Source organism: Polaromonas sp., from assembly GCF_029945685.1.
In the GTDB taxonomy this organism is placed as follows: Bacteria; Pseudomonadota; Gammaproteobacteria; order Burkholderiales; family Burkholderiaceae_C; genus Polaromonas.
This window is the reverse complement of sequence record NZ_JAQSDA010000009.1, coordinates 34,829-52,126: the sequence shown is the minus strand read 5'-3', so window position 1 is coordinate 52,126 and position 17,298 is coordinate 34,829. Positions and strand designations below refer to the sequence as shown.

At 60.0% G+C, this 17,298-nt stretch carries 16 protein-coding genes and 1 tRNA gene; 1 reads left to right on the top strand and 16 read right to left on the bottom strand.

All coding sequences use genetic code 11. The features are described 5' to 3' along the window. Nucleotides 1–105: 105 nt before the first annotated feature. Nucleotides 106–1,173, bottom strand: a complete 1,068-nt coding sequence (locus tag PSV26_RS06975) for a hypothetical protein (protein ID WP_300569159.1) — start codon at nucleotides 1,171–1,173, stop codon at nucleotides 106–108. A 256-nt stretch (nucleotides 1,174–1,429) separates the two neighbouring features. Here PSV26_RS06975 and PSV26_RS06970 point away from each other — a divergent pair, with 256 nt between their 5' ends. Then, nucleotides 1,430–1,735, top strand: a complete 306-nt coding sequence (locus PSV26_RS06970; protein ID WP_300569156.1) for a helix-turn-helix transcriptional regulator — start codon at nucleotides 1,430–1,432, stop codon at nucleotides 1,733–1,735. Between the two features lie 17 nt (nucleotides 1,736–1,752). Here PSV26_RS06970 and PSV26_RS06965 read toward each other — a convergent pair whose 3' ends face one another. From PSV26_RS06965 to PSV26_RS06895, 15 genes are all read right to left on the bottom strand, one after another. Beyond that, nucleotides 1,753–2,451: a hypothetical protein gene (locus PSV26_RS06965; protein WP_300569153.1), complete on the bottom strand. Its 699-nt coding sequence runs from the start codon at nucleotides 2,449–2,451 to the stop codon at nucleotides 1,753–1,755. Continuing rightward, entirely contained in the window at nucleotides 2,438–3,052 is a 615-nt protein-coding gene (locus tag PSV26_RS06960; protein WP_300569538.1) for a lambda-exonuclease family protein, read from the bottom strand. Before PSV26_RS06960 ends, PSV26_RS06965 begins: the two co-directional genes overlap by 14 nt. Before the next feature lie 212 nt (nucleotides 3,053–3,264). Next, a complete protein-coding gene (locus PSV26_RS06955; protein WP_300569150.1) occupies nucleotides 3,265–4,245 on the bottom strand; it encodes a DUF932 domain-containing protein in 981 nt (326 codons plus the stop codon). 166 nt (nucleotides 4,246–4,411) lie between these two features. Further along, on the bottom strand, nucleotides 4,412–4,900 hold the full coding sequence (locus PSV26_RS06950) for a hypothetical protein (protein ID WP_300569147.1): 489 nt from the start codon (nucleotides 4,898–4,900) through the stop codon (nucleotides 4,412–4,414). 67 nt (nucleotides 4,901–4,967) lie between these two features. Continuing rightward, nucleotides 4,968–5,108, bottom strand: coding sequence for a hypothetical protein (locus tag PSV26_RS06945; protein ID WP_300569143.1), 141 nt, complete (start codon nucleotides 5,106–5,108; stop codon nucleotides 4,968–4,970). Between the two features lie 84 nt (nucleotides 5,109–5,192). Further along, nucleotides 5,193–5,582, bottom strand: a complete 390-nt coding sequence (locus PSV26_RS06940; protein WP_300569140.1) for a hypothetical protein — start codon at nucleotides 5,580–5,582, stop codon at nucleotides 5,193–5,195. Nucleotides 5,583–5,752: 170 nt separating this feature from the next. After that, the gene (locus tag PSV26_RS06935) at nucleotides 5,753–6,316 is read right to left on the bottom strand and encodes a hypothetical protein (protein WP_300569137.1); all 564 of its coding nucleotides are present in this window, start codon (nucleotides 6,314–6,316) and stop codon (nucleotides 5,753–5,755) included. A 374-nt stretch (nucleotides 6,317–6,690) separates the two neighbouring features. After that, nucleotides 6,691–9,234 (bottom strand): S8 family peptidase, encoded by a 2,544-nt coding sequence (locus tag PSV26_RS06930; protein ID WP_300569134.1) that lies wholly within the window; start codon nucleotides 9,232–9,234, stop codon nucleotides 6,691–6,693. Further along, nucleotides 9,212–10,465, bottom strand: coding sequence for an AAA family ATPase (locus PSV26_RS06925; RefSeq protein ID WP_300569131.1), 1,254 nt, complete (start codon nucleotides 10,463–10,465; stop codon nucleotides 9,212–9,214). Before PSV26_RS06925 ends, PSV26_RS06930 begins: the two co-directional genes overlap by 23 nt. Before the next feature lie 531 nt (nucleotides 10,466–10,996). After that, nucleotides 10,997–11,072 (bottom strand) — tRNA-Phe (locus tag PSV26_RS06920). 18 nt (nucleotides 11,073–11,090) lie between these two features. Continuing rightward, a complete protein-coding gene (locus PSV26_RS06915) occupies nucleotides 11,091–11,768 on the bottom strand; it encodes a response regulator (RefSeq protein WP_300519716.1) in 678 nt (225 codons plus the stop codon). 66 nt (nucleotides 11,769–11,834) lie between these two features. Further along, nucleotides 11,835–14,114, bottom strand: a complete 2,280-nt coding sequence (locus PSV26_RS06910; RefSeq protein WP_300519713.1) for an ATP-binding protein — start codon at nucleotides 14,112–14,114, stop codon at nucleotides 11,835–11,837. Then, complete coding sequence (locus tag PSV26_RS06905) at nucleotides 14,111–14,770, bottom strand: DUF4390 domain-containing protein (protein ID WP_300519711.1); 660 nt, start codon at nucleotides 14,768–14,770, stop codon at nucleotides 14,111–14,113. Before PSV26_RS06905 ends, PSV26_RS06910 begins: the two co-directional genes overlap by 4 nt. After that, nucleotides 14,751–16,127 carry a 16S rRNA (cytosine(967)-C(5))-methyltransferase RsmB gene (rsmB, locus tag PSV26_RS06900; RefSeq protein WP_300519708.1) on the bottom strand — a complete coding sequence of 459 codons (1,377 nt, stop codon included), beginning with the start codon at nucleotides 16,125–16,127 and terminating at the stop codon, nucleotides 14,751–14,753. The genes PSV26_RS06905 and rsmB overlap by 20 nt, the downstream gene beginning before the upstream one ends. Nucleotides 16,128–16,293: 166 nt before the next feature. Then, a complete protein-coding gene (locus PSV26_RS06895; protein ID WP_300519705.1) occupies nucleotides 16,294–17,289 on the bottom strand; it encodes a M48 family metalloprotease in 996 nt (331 codons plus the stop codon). Nucleotides 17,290–17,298: the final 9 nt, after the last annotated feature.

Here is a 17,298-nt window from a genome sequence, read left to right as displayed (position 1 = left end):
TGGGAACGCTGCCTTCAATCGGAAAAAAATAAACGCAAAGAAGAGAGACCCAGGGGTCTCTCTTCTTTGCTATGCCGATGCGGCTTTAACAACGCGATGCCTAATTTAGTTTTTACCCTCCTTGAGTTCGCACCCAGTTGGAATTGTCTCGCCGCAGGCGATTGGAAACGAGTTAGTTGCTGCGCGACTGTCAATTTCGTGCTTCAGACGGGCTTTTCGCGCAAGACTCAAAACCTCTTCAAGAGTCTTTGGATTCAGCAGCGAGGCGCCAAGGAATATCAAGTTGACCGGCCCGGCATCCTGCCCGTCAAAGCTCCATGTCGCTGACCCTATATCCACGGGAGACTTCTTCCTGACAAGAAAAGTGACCTTCATTTGCAGCTGGCGACCTTTCGCCGTTTTCAGGAATTCCTGTGCCCGGCTCATCTCCCGCGCTTCAAGGTCAGCGATGGCAGCGTAGTAGCGGTCCCTCCAGGAAAGCATGCCATCGATCATCTGCTGATACTCCTCAGCACTCCTCTGGCCGCGCTGTGAAGAAAACTGATTGTGGGCATAGCCCGGATCATTTTGGTTCTCCGTTGCTTCCGCGATCCTGCGCTGTGCCACCCCAACCTCCCGTTGGGCCCTGTCAATGGCCAATTGCTTACGCTCCCTGCCCGTTGCGAGCAATTGGGGTGTGTAGCCACTCGCTCCATAGCCAATGTAGTTTTGGGGTGTGCTGGCCATCGCTTCGTTCAGTTTGGCTTGGGCAGCCTGCAACTGACTGTGACCTTCGCTGAGTTTGGCGTCGTTGTATTTCCGGGCCTGCGCAGCCGCACCCAAGACGGTCTCTTTACGGGATTCCAGGTTTTTGAGCGTTCGCTGCCACCCGTCGTCGAGTGACTTGCTCAACGCCTTGACCTTGTTGGTGTTGTCCCTTTCTGCAAAGTCCACCATTGCCTGGGGCGTGTCGACCGTGCAGGTATAGCGGACCACTGATCGGCCATTTTCCTCCTGGCTTGCCCATTCGGTGGTCTTGCATCCTTTGGCGTTGTCAAAAATCTCCCCGAATGTGTAGTCGCTCTGGGAGATGGACGCTTTCTTGACCTCGGTGATGCTGGAATCGGCGCATGCCATCAAGGTCAGGCAGGTGAAGATGGATGCAAGGATTTTGTGTAGCTGAATTGATTTCATGTGTTTTTCCTATTGAGTTTTGTTGTGCCTGTGAGGCCTCTCCCAACCCGTAATGACGGGCTACAGGAGCCAGGCAAAACGGGTTCGCTTGTTTCGAGCATCTATAAAGATGCTTTTAAATCTCCTTTTTTGACGACAGTGCATGTCTGATCTTCAAAAATGCCTGGATTTAACAGACCGCCAAGCCCAAATTCCGGATTTTAAAGAGCTTCAAACACCGTGGTATCAAATACCTCATATCTGCAGGATAGACGGCATGCCCAAAGCTCCCGCCCTCTCCCTTCGCCTGGTGTTTGCCCGAAATGTCCGCCTGGTCCGCATTGATGCCGGGATGTCCCAGGAACGCCTGGCCGATGAGGCCGAACTGGACCGCACCTTTGTGGGTACGCTGGAGCGCGGCCTGCGCAACATCTCGATCGACAATATCGAGTTGCTGGCTAAGGCCCTTGGAACACCCGCCGGGGAGCTTCTGAACCCCGACCTGCCTCGGGAGCGGGGGCTGGACGTCACGGTGACCCGCGCACCGCGCACCGCCCGGCCCTACCCGGTCAGGAAACGCTGAAGCGACAGTTGCTGCAGCTAGCCCGATTCCTTTGATGCGCGCATCACAATCAGACTGCGCAAACGCACCGCACAGGCTTCCCCCGTCAGGTGCCGGCAATTGAGTGGGAAACCGGGACTTGCCCGCACCGCCTTGCCGGCTGCAGCCTGGAGTTCGACCCTTACATTGTGCGCACAAGCCCAAGGCCGGCTTGCGCTGGAATCGAGCAACAACAGCGCCCGGCTTTGGCTTTTCATCCCAGACGCCAGATCCTTGCGGTCCAGCTCCACGCCTGTCACCATCGCCCACCGGCAGGCCCGGGCTGTTTCGAACTGCAACAGGCTGACCTGCCCTGCCCGCAGCGCGCGGTGGGCGACCATTCCCAGATCGTCACCGCTACCGGACAGGTGTACCTCAGCACGGGCTGTGCAGAGGGCCTCGATGACCGTCATCAAGCTGTCCGGGGTCACCTCGCCTTGCTCTTGACGCTCGCTGGGCTGGTGCCGTTGGATCCAGATTCTCTGAACGGCTCGACCTAGATCCTTGACATCCCTCACGGGAAGCTGGCCAAGAACTGCGATGCATTGAGTCAGGCTGGACAGCGCGCAGGTTTGAGGTGAGTCCGACTGGCAGATCGGCAGGTTCTCGTACACCAGCCTTTCACCGTGGCGGGCCAGATACTGGATCTCGGTATCAAAGCGCAGTCCGGCGGCAAACAAGTGTTCAAGATGAGCCATGGCCACCGCATAGCCCTGTAAGTCGTGGTGTAGCCAGGGCGCCTGGAGGCGGCTCGTTCAACTCGACGTAACGCCAGAAGTTGCGCTCCCGCAGAATCAGTTGCTTGATCAGTGACTCGTCCCGCTCCACCCGGTGAATCTGCAGCGCCTGGCCGCACATCAACACGGCCATGTCAGCAGCAGAGGCCCCCGTGACTGCCAACAGGTGCTGGACGTTGAGCCGCAAGTGTGCCGGCACGCCATCCCGCCACCAAGGCATCTCGTTTTCCCCGACGCTCAGGCATTGAAGAATCTGTGCTCCTGGCGCGTCCATGACTTCCCAGCCCATGTGTGCTTGCATCCAGGGATGGCTGGGATGGCACAGAACGTGGTTTACGCGCCTGAGCCGGCGACCCGTCCGCTTGGTGTAGACCGCTGCTAGCAAGGGCTCCAAGAGAGTCTTCCAGTAGCCGGGATGAGTTTCATCGTGCGGCGCTGGATGGGAAGGTTCGGGCTGTCGCCCTGTCTTCTCACGCCAGAGGTCCATGGCGGACCTGGTGGGATCGCAGCCCACTGCTGCTGCGGCCTCCGACGCGGTGATGCCTGCCTGCCCAGTCACCATCTGCTCAACAAGAGCTGGTTGACTTGTATTGACCAATTCCAAGGCAGGTCTTGCCCGCTCCGACCGTACAGACGCAAATGTAGTGCGCATGTGAACTCCTTTAGGTTGAATTGTTTCTTCTTAAATAAGAAGCCCCCGTCCGATCTGCTCGGGCGGGGCTATGACGTGATGACGAAACCCGGCCAAGGCGGAGGCCTCTGTCGGGCCGGTGCTCAATCCACCAAAGCCAACGCCTGCCCAAGGGCCCTCTCTTTAAGCAGGGCGCCAGCGCCAAACCACGCAGAGTCCAGGCGGTAGTCCTGGCTGCGGGCCCGGCGCTCGTGGTCGACAAACTGCGTCACCGCGTTGAGCAGACCCCAGGCGGTACCTTTTGCGGACGTCAGGTCAGCGCCCCGGCCCTCCCCGGCAAAGAGGCTCTGGACAGTTTTGAGGGCACGTGCCTGACTCAGGCGTTCATTGGCGCTGACAGGCGCATCGGTCTGGCAGATCAGCCTTCGCAGGAACTTCTCAGCTGCGGCGTCATTGACCTTGCAGTCAGTCAGCTCCTTCATGCGGCCCATGAAGCCGTCCCACTGGGAGACGGCAATGCCGAGCTGGGACTTGACCTGGGCCGGATCGAAAGTGGTGCTGTGGGGTACCTTGACGGCGCCCCGGGCGTTGTCCAGGGCGACAGCCAGGGTGTTGGCACACACGACACGCACGGTGGTGTGAGTCGCGACCGTGGCCAGGGTGCCGTCGCAGGATGTGGCCAGAAGGATGTAGCCTTGGACCAGGTCGTTGCCGCGGAGCTTGGTCTCCTTGCCTGTGCGAGCTAGCGCCCAGAACTTGCGCCCTTCCTTGAGGACTCCCGCCGTTTCCAGCTCATAACCGGAGGCTTGGGTGAGATCTCTATAGAACTCCAGGACGGCGCGGGGCTGAACGACCTTGTACCGCTTGGAGACGACGGACAGGGCTTTGTGGTTGTCACTGCGGTAAAGGACTTTCTGGTCTTCAAAGGCCAGCATGTTGCCCTGACCGCCTGATTCAGCGTGCTTTTCAGCAGCAACGAAGCGGACTGGGGTTTCGCAGATTTTCCAGTCCATGCCGGCTTTCTGGGCCCAGACCTCCAGGGGTTGTTTGGCCGGTAAGTGGCTGCCGAGAGCGTGCCAGGGGGTGTCGCCGACATAGGCCATTTTTTCAATTTGGTGTGCCATGCGTTGCTTTCATAAATTTCAAGCGTGACTGGGCCTCTGCGGTCAGGCAGATTCAGAAACGACTGGGGTTGGTGGGGAGAGAGAAGGGAGAAACGGAGGAGCAGAACGACGCGCAACGTCAGGTGGTAGGCCGGGTCAGCTGGGACGCTGAAGGCCCTTCTGACGTTCAGCCAGGAAGCGGCGCGCCGTCCGGGAATTCCTCGTCAAGATCCGGATCATCGTCATGCGACCCCATCGGGTAATGGGGTGTGTTGGGCCATGGCGAATGGTTCAGGCGTCGCTGAGAAGCGACATCGTGGCCATGCGGGAAGCCACAGTGCTTGCAGCGGTCGGACTCCAGGACGTGGTGGTCAATAAGTCCGCCCAGCGAAGAGCCAATTTCGCAGCCGATAGTGCCGCCGATGATGCCGCGCAGGGTTGCCGCGGCAAGGCCGGTCATCACGGAGCCGACCGGGCCTGCGATTGCACCGACGGTCATGCCAAGCCGGGCGGCGCTCAGGATGCCGGCGACGCCGGCAGCGGACCCGGCGATGCCACCGACGGTCCCGCCTACGCGACGAGCCAAGTTGCGGTTGCGCCCGTCCTCATGGTTGCAATTGGGGCAAATGGAGGCCAAAGGCCTGGCCCTGCGGTTGAAGAATTGGAAGTAGCTCATTGAGGTTTACCTGGAAGTGGGTTGGTGGAGGGGAAAGCGCGTGGAAGGCGGAAATGAGAAGTGAAGATCAGACGGCGGTGTAGCCGCGACGCGCGTCTTTGCGGACGTAGCGGCCGTAACGTACAAGGCCCAGGCCGCAGACGATGCCGCCAAAGAAGGCGATGGCAAAGGCGCCCAGGGTTTCGAGGGCAGAGCTGTTGATGAGCATGATTCCTTGCTTAAAAATAGGGATAGGAATAGGGACAGGACTACTGAATGAATGGCGGCAAGCGGACGGGGAAGAAGTGCGGAGTCAGTGCCGGGGGTAACCCATACCCTGGCTGGCCATCTGGTTGGCCAGGGAGTGTGCTGCCTGACGGCGGCCTTTGATGGTTTTGGTTTGCTCGCCCTGTAGCCAGGCGTGGCAGGTGCCGAGCAGCGCAATGGCTTTGCCCAGCTGGTCGCGCAGCGCTGTTGCCTCCTGCGTCAGCCCAGTGATGGCGGCCTGGACGTCCTCGCCCAGGCCTTCGAGCTTTCCGGCTTCGAAGGCTTGGGTTTTGAGGGCATCCTGGCTGTTGAAGTATTCGAGGTTCTGCTGTTCAAGATCGTCGGCTGTTTCTGCCAGTGCGGCTGTCAGGCCGTCATCGGCAAGAAAGGCGTAACGTTCCAGTTCCTGGTGGCTGAGGTGGGGGGCGTATCTCACATTGGGTCTCCTAGGTAGGGTTGATTGGGTTTCTGGCTGGTGGCGGACGTGACTTGACCTCCGCTTGGGCGCAGATTCAGATGGTTCGTTAAGGGGAAAGGCGAGAACGGGACATGCCGGCCATTGCGGCGTGACGAGGCGAGGTTTGCCAACCACTGGGGCTGGCCGGATTACACGTGGGAAGTAGCCAAACCTTGTGCTATGCGCGCGGAGCGGAGAATCTGCCGCATTAGGTCGCCGAAGCCGTCGGCCTGGGCCCTGCCGGGGAAGTCAGCAATGGTTTCGATGTGCCCAACTTCCAGGTGCAAGGCCACGCTCCAGAAATGCGGATGAGCATTGGCCGGATGTTCATTGGCCTCAAAGCGCTCAATACCGCCCTCGCCTTCCACGCAGGGATACACCTCGACGGCGTCGTAGTGATGCAAGGGTAGCTGGGGGCTGGTGAGGTTGAAGTACTCGTCTGCTGCATTGTCAGTTGCTGGAGGGAGGCGGTACTGCGGCTGGGGCTGCAGAACGGTGGCGCCGCCGGGTAGCCGGTGGTACTCCAAGCCCAGGCCAGAAAGTACGGCCTGGTGTTGACGATCCGAAATGGAGAAGTTGTTGCTGGCCCAGCAGACAGCGCCAATAACGGCTGGGGTTACCAAACCTCTCGGGTTGATGCGCCAACAAAGATCGCGGTCCACCGTCAGGAGGCTTGTGCCTTCGTTGGGTGGGCTGTAGGGTTTGAAATCCATATGTACTCCTTGAAAGTGGTTGGGGTTGATGGCTCCTTTTTTTACGGAAACAGACGGGACGGCATAAAGCCCGGCCTAGCGCTTGGCTAGGTCGAGCTAGATCGAGTTACATAGGAGAAAGGCGCGCGAACTTGGGTATCTGGTACAGCGACAAATTGCAATTAGACCGTCGTGTCAGGCAGACCAGCGGCAGGGGCAATTCGCCGCCAAGATGATCCTTGGCCATCACGTCAAGTCGCCCTGCTATGTGCTGGTTATATGTGCCTGAAAAACCTTGGAATCAGTCTTTCGTCCATGGCATCAAGATCGGGACGCTTCAAGGCTAATCAGCAAGATCCGGGATTGCTTTCCAGCAACTTAGTTCTAAAAGGCAGTCAGGTGCTCACAACAACAGGCACTGCGACTTGCGCGGCAATTTGTTGGGCAACCGGGGTGTAGAGATCCACGTCTGTCTCTCCAGTACGGATAGACACGATGAGACTGTAACGTGCAGGCAGGTTATAGCGTTCTTGGGCTGGGCGTGTACGCCACCAACCCTTAGCCGGGTAGACAGCAATGAAGCCCCGACTTGCTAGTTCAGCAGCGGTACCTCGCCAGATGTCCTGGTGCAATGATCCGCGGTGGCGCTGACGATCTCCCAAGAGCCAGTCTGGGTCTTTGGGGTCAATCGCGTCGTCATCGTCCTCCCGCTCGGCCGCTGCATTGATGCGGGCAACGAAGTCTTCGGTTGTTGCGTCCAGTGAGCGTTGAACATCAAACCTAAGGCGATGAGACGGATAGTAGAACTTAGAAGCAGTGCCACGAGCCGAAGGATTCGGCTCGATGAAGTATGACAAAGTGATACGCAGTTCCACTTTGCTGTCGGGCGGCAGCGCCTGCAATTGCTCCTTCGGCCACGGCAGGGAATGAAGATTCATGTCTTTGCTGACGACACCCTTTTCTTTAACCTTCTGGTAAGGGTGTAGTTGATCCTCAACTACCAAGGTGAGCGAGTTACCCGCGCTCCAAAGCGCTCTATCCAATTGCGGTGCGCCCCAGCCGCAATGCCGAATTATCTTTACGTGGTCCGCTTTGGTTGCAGATCCATGGGCGGGCAAATAAGTGGCACGCATCTGATCTGTCCATTCCGCTGAATGGACAATTAATGCACGGATGGTCTCGGGACGAAAGGCAGGGTAAGCCGCAATCAGTTGCCCAGCCATACGTGCGCCCAACGCAGAAGCAGCGCTTGTCGCATTGGTCGTGGCAAACAAGCGGTCAATCGGCTGATTGTGGGTTGTCAGCAAATGGAGACTGGAGATCCCAATAGCACCCAAAGCATCCTTGCCAGCGTTTCCGCCTTCAAAGACCACCTCAGGTTTCAATGGCCAAGCGCTACTCCAGTCCGCCGACGTGCGCGTATATGGACTAAGCCCACCACTGAGCGCAACAGGGGAAAAACCTTGGGCATCGGCTTCGGTGATCTTCACCTTTTCGGTAAAAGCACCGACCGTGATCGCATTCCAGGCTTGACCGGGGTCTCGGATGCCACTAGTACTCAAACTTGCTGGGTAGGTACTCCAAGAGTGTTGATCTTCAGTATTGCCTGCGCACAGAACAAACAGACGTGGAAATTCACCGTTGCCATCATAGTCAGCAGCAAGGCGGTCCACGGTCGAAGACCAGGCGGACGGACGGCCTCGATCACGGTCATCGCTAGATGTCACCGCGGAGGTAAATACACGTAGACGCATGGGTGCAGCAACTTCGGGCCGGGAAACGGCCTCCGCGAACAGGTAGCCATGATGTCTGGAATCTCCATCGTTAGCGCCCTGTTCGGGGGTCAACTTCACTGATTCCAAACGATGCTGGACCACCACAGGGCCATCTGAGGCCAACGCGTCTGCCAAATCCCCCAGCGCCACAAGTCCAGCCAACCCAGAGCCATGATTCGCCGTGTCGTCAACACCCCACGCAGGTTCAACTGAGTGTAGGTCTGCGGTGGTGAGGAACGGCGCCAGCAGAGGATGTCCTCGATTCACTCCGGAATCCAAGAGGCAGACATGGGGCGTTGCCTCGTGTTCCGGCGCTACAGTTAATCGAGCCAACGTTTCATCAACCCAATTTTGTTGCTCAAGCGGAACCATTCCGTCAAAGAACTCTGCGGTCTCCTTCGCACGGCGAAGTTCTGCCACACAATTGAGCGTCATTACAGAGGTTGAGAGCTGCTGTTGCGACCCGAACATCAGGACAACGGTTCGTTCGGGGAAGTTGATCTGGTGGGCGCTAACTTTGCATTCAGCTAGCCCTGCTAACTTTCGAAAATCCTCGACCACGTTGCTTCGCTGGCCACGAACGGGAAGCCAAACTTCCCACCAAAACTTCTCGGCCATATCCTGAGGAAGCAGGTCGGGCAAATCGGTCCAGAGCCCGCGAAGTTCAGCATTGCGAATGGATGAGATCGCGTTGAGCAACGTACTGTGGTCGATCAGCTTGCCATTTTTGTCTGTCTTGGCATCCAGATACTCGGCAATGTATTTCTCAAAGTGATCAAGCTTACCGTCGGGCACAAAGACGTTGGCAACAGTCGAATTACCATCGGCTCGAACACTCAGTACTTCAATCTGTTTGCCTGGATTGCGACTGCGTTCATTACCGAGACTTTCAAATGCGAGTTCGACATTCGGTATACCAACAAACTGAATTTGCAACCCTAAGCCACTCTGAAGTCCTTGCTCTGTCTGTACCTCCACGGCTTGCTGAGCAGTCGGCTTAAGAGCCTGCAACTGTGCCTGTAGCCCGGCACCGTGCTGGGCTCGGTCAAGCTTGGGCACCTCGGGCGTCCCGCCGCCACCTGCTGACGGAGCCGTAAATGGCTGGGCCTTAGATGATTTTTTCAGTACAAGGTGGGGACGTTTATCTTGGGCTTGTTCCGGCATGATTTGACGTGTGCTTATTGTTATTGGCCCGCTTTGCGCCAATGAGGCGGCGTTCCTCTAACGCACGCCCCAACTCCACCCGTTGCACCTTTGTCTGATCATGCATGATCGCATCCTTGATGGAATCATCCACAGCTCGACAAATTTCAGCGTAGCTAAGTCCCTCCGCTTGCTCGACTAGACCCTCTCTCTTAAAGGGCTTGGGAGCAAACCCCCCTAAACGAAATCTAATCAGATTCAGCGCCTGCGTTGGCGTAGGTAAGTGATACTCCACCACGTCATCGAAGCGCCGGAACAACGCGTTGTCTAAGACTTCGGGATGGTTTGTTGCGGCGATAATCAAACTGTTCGACTGATCATGCTCAATCATCTGCAGAAAACTATTTAACACTCGCCGAATTTCGCCCACATCATTTGCGGCACCGCGCTGCGAGCCGATCGCATCAAACTCGTCGAAAAAATAGACGCCTCTCATGTCTGCGATGGCATCAAACACTTGACGCAGTTTGGCAGCAGTTTCACCCATGAATTTGGTAATCAACGAATCGAGACGTACCAAAAACAGCGGGATGCCCAGTTCACCTGCCAAGGCAGATGCCGTCATGGTTTTACCGGTTCCAGGTGGGCCTACCAGCAAAAGCTTTCGGCGCGGGGACAGTCCGTGCTCTTTAATCCGCGCTAGCATGCGTTGCTCTTTGATGATGCGAGCAAGCTGCTTGACGGCCAAGTCATCCAACACCATTTCACCCAAGCGGTTGGCCGGATGAGTCACGGTCAACAGATTGGCAAGCTCACCGCGCGGCTTGTTCGCTATATTTACACTGCCTGCTATGGGCACAAGCTTGCCGGAGGCGTCTTGACTGACTCGGGTCTTGCCCGAGTCAATCAGGTCGCGAAGCTCTTCCGCAAGCTTTCCATGACCAAGCTTTGCTTCATGCGCGGCCACCTGCATCGCGACGGAATAAAAATGTCCGTCGTCGCGACTGATGTGCGACTTTATAAGCGCCTTAAGTTGTTCCGAGCTAGCCACAGTGCCTATTCTTGTCTTTTTTTTGCTTAAATTTTGAGCAACCCCGAATTCAGATTGTCGTTGGGATGCATGATAGGCCAACAATGAGGGTTCGCATAACGCCTGCGCAATTCGCTCGATCAAGCCGTCGAGCCCGCACCTGCCTAAGAGGCTGCCGAGTTTGACTCGATTTTGGCAGTTGAGCGGTGCAACCTTGCCCAACTGAGCCGAGGGCCAGGACCTGCAACCACCGCAGCCAATGGCAGAAGCATTGGTAGGAAGCAATAAAAAAGCACCCCGAGAGGCGCTTGTTTATTGGCTTACTGGGGGAGAGGGTGGCAGCCGAATCCGGCCAAGCCTCTCCCGCAAGAGCTAACCGGTAAACGCGTTCGAGGTACGCCCAACCAAGTTTGCTTACATGGGCGCTTACAGTGACGCCCCGAATTTCAGACGGAGAGTCTAAATCGTGAATTTTCTATTGGTGCGGCTGGCGGGGATCTAACCCATGACCCTTGGCTTCGGAGGCCTGTTTTGGCCCACTGCAGGGGGATCTTGGCCCCAGCGCACGAGACGCCACGAATTCTCTGCTGGACCCATAACAACGGTGCAGGCAGACAAAATAACGACGGTTGTCGCTCGCTATCATGTAAATGCGTGGACCTACACGCATCTCAAATGCCTACACAGTGCCTACATGAAAAACAAAAAGCAAAAAGGCCAACCTAAAAGGCTGGCCTAAGTGCTTGTTTTATATGGTGGCCTGGGGCGGAATCGAACCACCGACACAAGGATTTTCAATCCTCTGCTCTACCGACTGAGCTACCGGGCCTGAGCCTCAGATTATATATCAGGCGGCGCGCTTGCCCCGGGTCAGGTCAACGCCGAGCTGCTTGAGCTTGCGGTACAGGTGGGTGCGCTCCAGCCCGGTCTTTTCTGCCACGCGGGTCATGGAGCCGCCTTCCTTGGCCAGGTGAAACTCGAAATAGGCTTTTTCGAACTCGTCGCGCGCATCGCGTAGCGGCTTTTCGAGCAGGAAACTCTGCGTGGCTTGCGGACCGAGGTCTACCGCCACAGGCATCACCTGGCCGGTCATCGCGACTTCCACCGTCATGTCCACCGCATGCAGCAGTGCTGCAGGAGCCGCCAATGGTTTGCGGCCTGCCGATTTGATGAGGCCTTGCTCGACCGCCTTGAGCAGCTTTTGCAGCGTGATGGGTTTTTCAAGAAAGGCAATCGCGCCTATCTTGGTGGCTTCCACGGCCGTGTCGATGGTGGCGTGTCCGCTCATCATGATCACCGGCATGCTCAACAGACCGCTGGAAGACCACTCCTTGAGTAGCGTCACACCGTCGGTGTCCGGCATCCAGATATCGAGCAGCACGAGGTCGGGCCGGGATCGCCCACGCGCGGCGCGCGCCTGCGCGGCGTTCTCTGCGAGTTCGACCTGATGTCCTTCGTCGTTGAGAATTTCGGAGAGCAGGTCACGTATGCCCAGCTCATCATCGACTACCAGAATGTTTGCCATGTTGAAACGCTACCCCTGCCTGCAGTTGTCGATTCTGCGGTACCCACCTCCGGGCTCGCAGTGTTGTTATGTCACAACCGCAAATGATAACGATACTTGGGCGCCTTGAACGACGCCGTCAACCAGGCGATTGGAAATATCCACGCGCGCGCCGTGTTCATCGGCGATTTTCTTGACGACGGCCAGCCCTAAACCGGTGCCCTTGACCTTGGTCGTGACATAGGGTTCGAAGGCCCGTTTCAGAATGTGTTCCGGGAAGCCCGTGCCCTTGTCGCGCACCGTCAGACGCACCCGTTTTGAGGTTTCCGAGTACTCGGTTTTGAGCAGCACGCGGCCATCTACCCGTCCCTCCTGGGCATCCTGGGCGTTTTGCAACAAGTTGTGAATGACCTGCCGTATCTGTTGCGAATCTGCCTTGATCGGGGGGCAAGCCGGGTCGAGCTCGGTGTCAACCGGCACCACGGCGTTCTCACTGGCGTAAAGCTGCATCACGTCATTGACCAGCGCATTGAGGTCGACGGGCTTGAGTTCGGCAGCCGGCAGGCGGGCATAGTCGCGAAATTCGTTGACCAGACGTTTCATGGCATCGACCTGGTCAACGATGGTCTTGACCGATTTGGTCAGCAGAATCTGTTCGGGCTCGGCCACCTTGCCAGTGAGCTTCATCTCCAGCCGCTCTGCCGACAGCTGAATGGGCGTGAGCGGGTTCTTGATCTCATGGGCCAGCCGGCGCGCCACCTCGCCCCAGGCCTGGGCGCGCTGGGCAGAAACCATTTCGGACACATCGTCGAACACCAGCAGGCATTCGCTGCCGGGCATCTTGGCGCCGCGCGCAATCAGCGTGATGGCGTTGTCAGGTGCGCCGGGCTGCGCGGCATTGAGTTCGAACGATTGCTGCCAGTGCTCCACATCGTGCAGCTGGTTCTCGCCAAAGTAGGCGTCGAACTGGGCCTGCACGCCTTGCGCAAAAACCTGCAGCCCCGGAATGTCGCTGAGCGAGCGCCCGTGATAGGCCGCCAGCGGCACACGCAGGATGCGCGTGGCACCGGGGTTGCTGGTCTGGATACGCCCCTTGAGGTCCAGCACCATGACGCCGGCGGTGAGGTTGTCCAGGATGGTCTGCAGGTTGGCGCGTGCGGCGTCCACCTGATCCATGCTTTTTTGCACCGCCCCGCGTGCGTCGGCCAGTTGCTGGGTCATGTCGGCAAAGGAACGGGTCAGCCCGCCCAGTTCGTCCTTTCCCTGCAGGGCCGCCTTGGGCGTCAGGTCGCCCTGGGCCACCTGCCGCACCCCTTCGGCCAGCACCAGCAGGGGCCGGGCCAGCTGGTTGCCCAGCAACACTGCCAGCAGCACGGCGCCAAACACCGCCAGGAACAAACTGAGCGTGAGTGTGCCTATGTACATTTTGCGCAGGCCACCCCGGGCCAGGGCGCGCTCCTGGTACTCGCGGTTGGCCTCCTGCACGGCGATGGCGTTGGCGACCAGGCTGGCCGGCAACACTTCCGTCACCTGCAGGAAACGGATCTCGCCAAGCAGCCCGACATTGGGGTTGCTGATCAGCGCCAGAGCCTTGATGCGGGGCGGGGTCGCACTGCCCGCGGCAAGACTTGCAGCACTGCCCGGCGGCTCGGCGCCAGGCAGTGCCACCTCGTCGAGGCCCTCTATCTGTGTGGCCACGCGCTGGTTGCGGGCACTGCGCAGCAATTGCGCCGGCGGCCGCTCGGGCTTGAGGGAGTAGCGCGAGTCGCCGGCGCTGGCAATCATCTGCCCGGACGCCGTCCACAACACGACGTCGCTGACGGCCAGCTGCTCGCGCAGGCGTTCCAGCGCCAGACCGGCCGAGGCATCGGGTGTCTGCGTCAGTTGGCCCGCGGCCGCACGGGTCTTGTTGCCCAGCTCGGTGGCCAGCGTATCGAGCGTGACGCGGCCCAGGTTCAGACCGGCATCGAGGGCGCCTTCGACCTTCACGTCAAACCAGCTTTCGATCGAGCGCGAAACGAACTGGTAGGACACCACGTAAATCATCATGCCGGGCAGCAGACCCACCAGCGCAAAGATGGCGGCCAGCTTGACCAGCAGGCGACTGCCGAACTTGCCCTTGCGCAGGCGCAGGATCAACCGCAGCACGATCCAGCTGATGACCAGCAGCAGCAGGCCGGCCACCGCCACGTTCAGCCCGAACAACAGCACGTAGTTGCGTTCGTAGAGCTCCCGGTTACCGGTGGCCTGGGTCAGCAAAAAAAGTAGCACCAGCCCCAGTGCGGCCATGATGCCCACGCCGACACCCACCGACCAGCGAAACGCAGGACTGCTTTTCAGCGACGAGACATGGCCCTTCAGGCTCACTTCTCCGCCTCTTTGACGGCTTCCTTAGAGAGATCCCTGGACAGGTCGCGAATCGGTTCGGCCACCAGGTCGCGGTTGGTTTCAACGGTGATGGCCCAGTCTTTCTGCCCCGCCACGCCGATCTGGAAGGGACGCGGCAACTGCGAGAGGTCGAGCCGGAAGCGGAAATCGACGTTGTGCCGGACACCGGGTTCGACTTCGGCCGCATCGGCGATCCGCCAGCGCGAAAACCGCTGGATGGACGCCAGGGCATCGTCAAGATTGTCGTAGTTCTGGCTGAACGAGGCACGCAAGCCGGTGACGCTGATGGCGCCGGGCAGCACGTTGAAACGCCAGCGCCGGGTCAGCGGCTGGAACGCCAGGCGCATGGTCCGCGTCGCGGTGGTGATGCGTTTGTCGTACCAGTACCAGCGGCTGCGATAGATGTCGGCCTCGGCCACAAAAAACATGGGAATGCCCTTGAGCAGCGCGTCTTCAACGGCAGGGGGCAGGTCGAAATGGACGCTGGCGGACAGGTACACGCCCTCATCCGAACGCTCCATCTTCAACAGGGTCACCTCGGTCGCCAGCGCCGCCTGGCCGGCCAGCGCCACCACGGTGCACACCCAGAACGCCAGCAGCCGCCGCAGCGCCGAGTCAGGCTTTGCGTTTTTCAAAAACTGCGTAAAAGAAACCGTCGTGCTCACCTTCCAAATTGTCCGGGAAGACGGTCTCCAGGGCGCCACTTTGGGGTAGCAAATGACCGGGTGACGGCATGAAATGAGCGTCTTTGTGGTGCGTAACAAACGTTTGGGCCTGCTGCTCGCCTTCGGCCCTGAAAACCGAGCAGGTGCAGTACAGCAGCCGGCCGCCCGGCCGCAGCAGCGGCCACAAGGTTTCCAGCAGCCGCGCCTGCAGCGCAGCCAGCTGGGCGATGTCGGTGGGCCGGCGCAGCCAGCGCACGTCGGGGTGGCGCCGCACAATCCCTGACGCAGTACACGGCGCATCGAGCAGGATGCCGTCGTAAAGCCGGCCGTCCCACCAGGCATCGGGGCGGGCGGCGTCGCCCACGCGGATGTCCGCCTGCAGGTCCAGGCGCTGCAGGTTCTGCACCATGCGCTCGCAGCGACGCGCATCGATATCGAGCGCCGTGACCTCGCAGTCGGCGAGTTCCAGCAGATGCGCCGTTTTGCCGCCGGGTGCGGCGCAGGCATCGAGCAGCCGCAGCGGCGCGCCAGCGGTCGGGTCCAGCCCATCGAGCAGCAAGGGAGCCGCCATCTGGGCCGCCGCGTCCTGCACCGAAAAATGCCCCTCGGCGTACCCGGGCAGCGCCGTCACCGCGCTCGGTGTCGCCAGAACCACCCCTTGGGGGCCAACCTGACTTGCTACTATATTCATAGCTGTCAGCGCTTTCAGGTATTGGGCTGGAGTCGTTTTTCTTGTATTAACCCGAAGGATCAGTGGCGCTTTGGCATTGTTGGCATGCAGGATGGCCTGCCAGTGCTCGGGGTGGTCCTTGCGCACCCGGTCTATCCACCACTGCGGGTGGTTCCAGACCGCCTGCGGATGCCTTTGCGTCGCAGACAGCAGCGCGTCGCGCTCGCGCAGGAAGCGGCGTAGACAGCCGTTGATGAAGCTGGCCTGGTGCACCGTGGCCTCATCGCGCTTGGCCGCTTCCACGGCCTGGTCCACCAGCGTGTAGGCGGTATAACGGGGGCTGTCGCCTTCCGGCAGATGGCCGGCGGTAGCGTCGTCGGAGCCGCTGTCCGTACAGGCCAGGGCCAAAGCGACACACAGCAAGGCATCGGCCTCCGGAGGAGGAGGTCGCTGGGCCAGTTGCTGGCGCAGGGCTTCAGCACGGCCCAGCCAGCGCAGCGCATGAAACCCCAGGGCCTGCACGCCGGGCCGGAGGCTGGAGTCGATGTCTTCGAGCGCCGCCGTCATGGAGCGGCCGGCGCGAATGGCCATCAATAAAGAAGCCGCCCCCTGCAGCTGGCGCCACAGAGGGATGGGGGTGGTCTTGTTGTCTTGCATCAATCCTGTGACGGCAGCCCCTGGGGCGCTGCTGCTTCAAGCCGCCCGGAAGCGGGCCGCACTGCACCTATTAGACCAGTCCTGGCGGCCGTTCGCAGCCAGGTGCCCGGCCCGATGAGGCTGTTCCGGTCGATCGCAGGAGCCACCTCCCGTCTGGCTCCGGGGCTCAGAACGGGGGGTCGGGACGGGTCGGTGCGGGCTCGCCGTCGGTCAGCCCCGGCATGGCACGACCGTAGATCCGGCGGATCCGCTCGGCCAGCGGCGGGTGCGAGTCCAGCCAGTGCACCCGGGCCTGTTGGCCGACCAGCAGCATGTGCTGCACCGCCGGATGAAAAAACGCTGTGCCTCCCGCGCCCTGCTGGCTGGCCACCTTGCGCAGCACACCCCCCAGTCCATCGCGGCTGCGCGTGAACTGGACCGCACGCGCATCGGCGAGGAACTCGCGCTGGCGCGACACGGCCGCCTTCAGGGCGCGGCCCGCCAGCCAGCCGAGGAAACCGGCCGCCAGAATGGCCAGACCCGGCAGCACCAGCACCGAGCGCCGTCCGTTCTCGTCGGGCTCACACATGCCGGCGCCCAGGTTGAAGATCAGCTCCAGCCCGAACACCATGCCGGCCAGCCGCATGTTGAGCCGGGTATCGCCTTCGCGGATATGGCTCAGTTCATGGGCCACCAGTCCCTGCAGTTCGTCGCGGTTCAAGCCGTCGAGCGCACCGCGCGTGACGGCGATGACCGCGTCGTCCTCGTCCCAGCCGGTGGCAAAGGCGTTGATGCTGCTCTGGCGTTCCAGCACCATGACCTGCGGCACGCGCATGCTGGCGGCAATGGCGAGTTCGGACGCAATATTGCAAAGCTTTTGCTCATCAAGCCGGCTGGCGGGCCAGGCTTCACGGGCACCCACACGCCGCGCCAGTTTTTCACCGCCACCGTGCAGGCTGGAGGTCTCCAGCCACCAGCCACCCAGCACAAAGAGCAGGGTCATGCCGGTGTTGACGCTGAAAAAATACGCCGGGTAGCCCGTCCCACCCGGCGTCAGCAGATGCCAGGTCAGGGCCAGCGCGGCATTGACGGCCAGCACCAGGGCGGCCACCGTCAAGGCGAACAGCAGCAGCAATTGCCGGGTTTCGGCGCGGGCCCGCTCCTGGTGTTCAAAAAAACGCATGTGAAGATG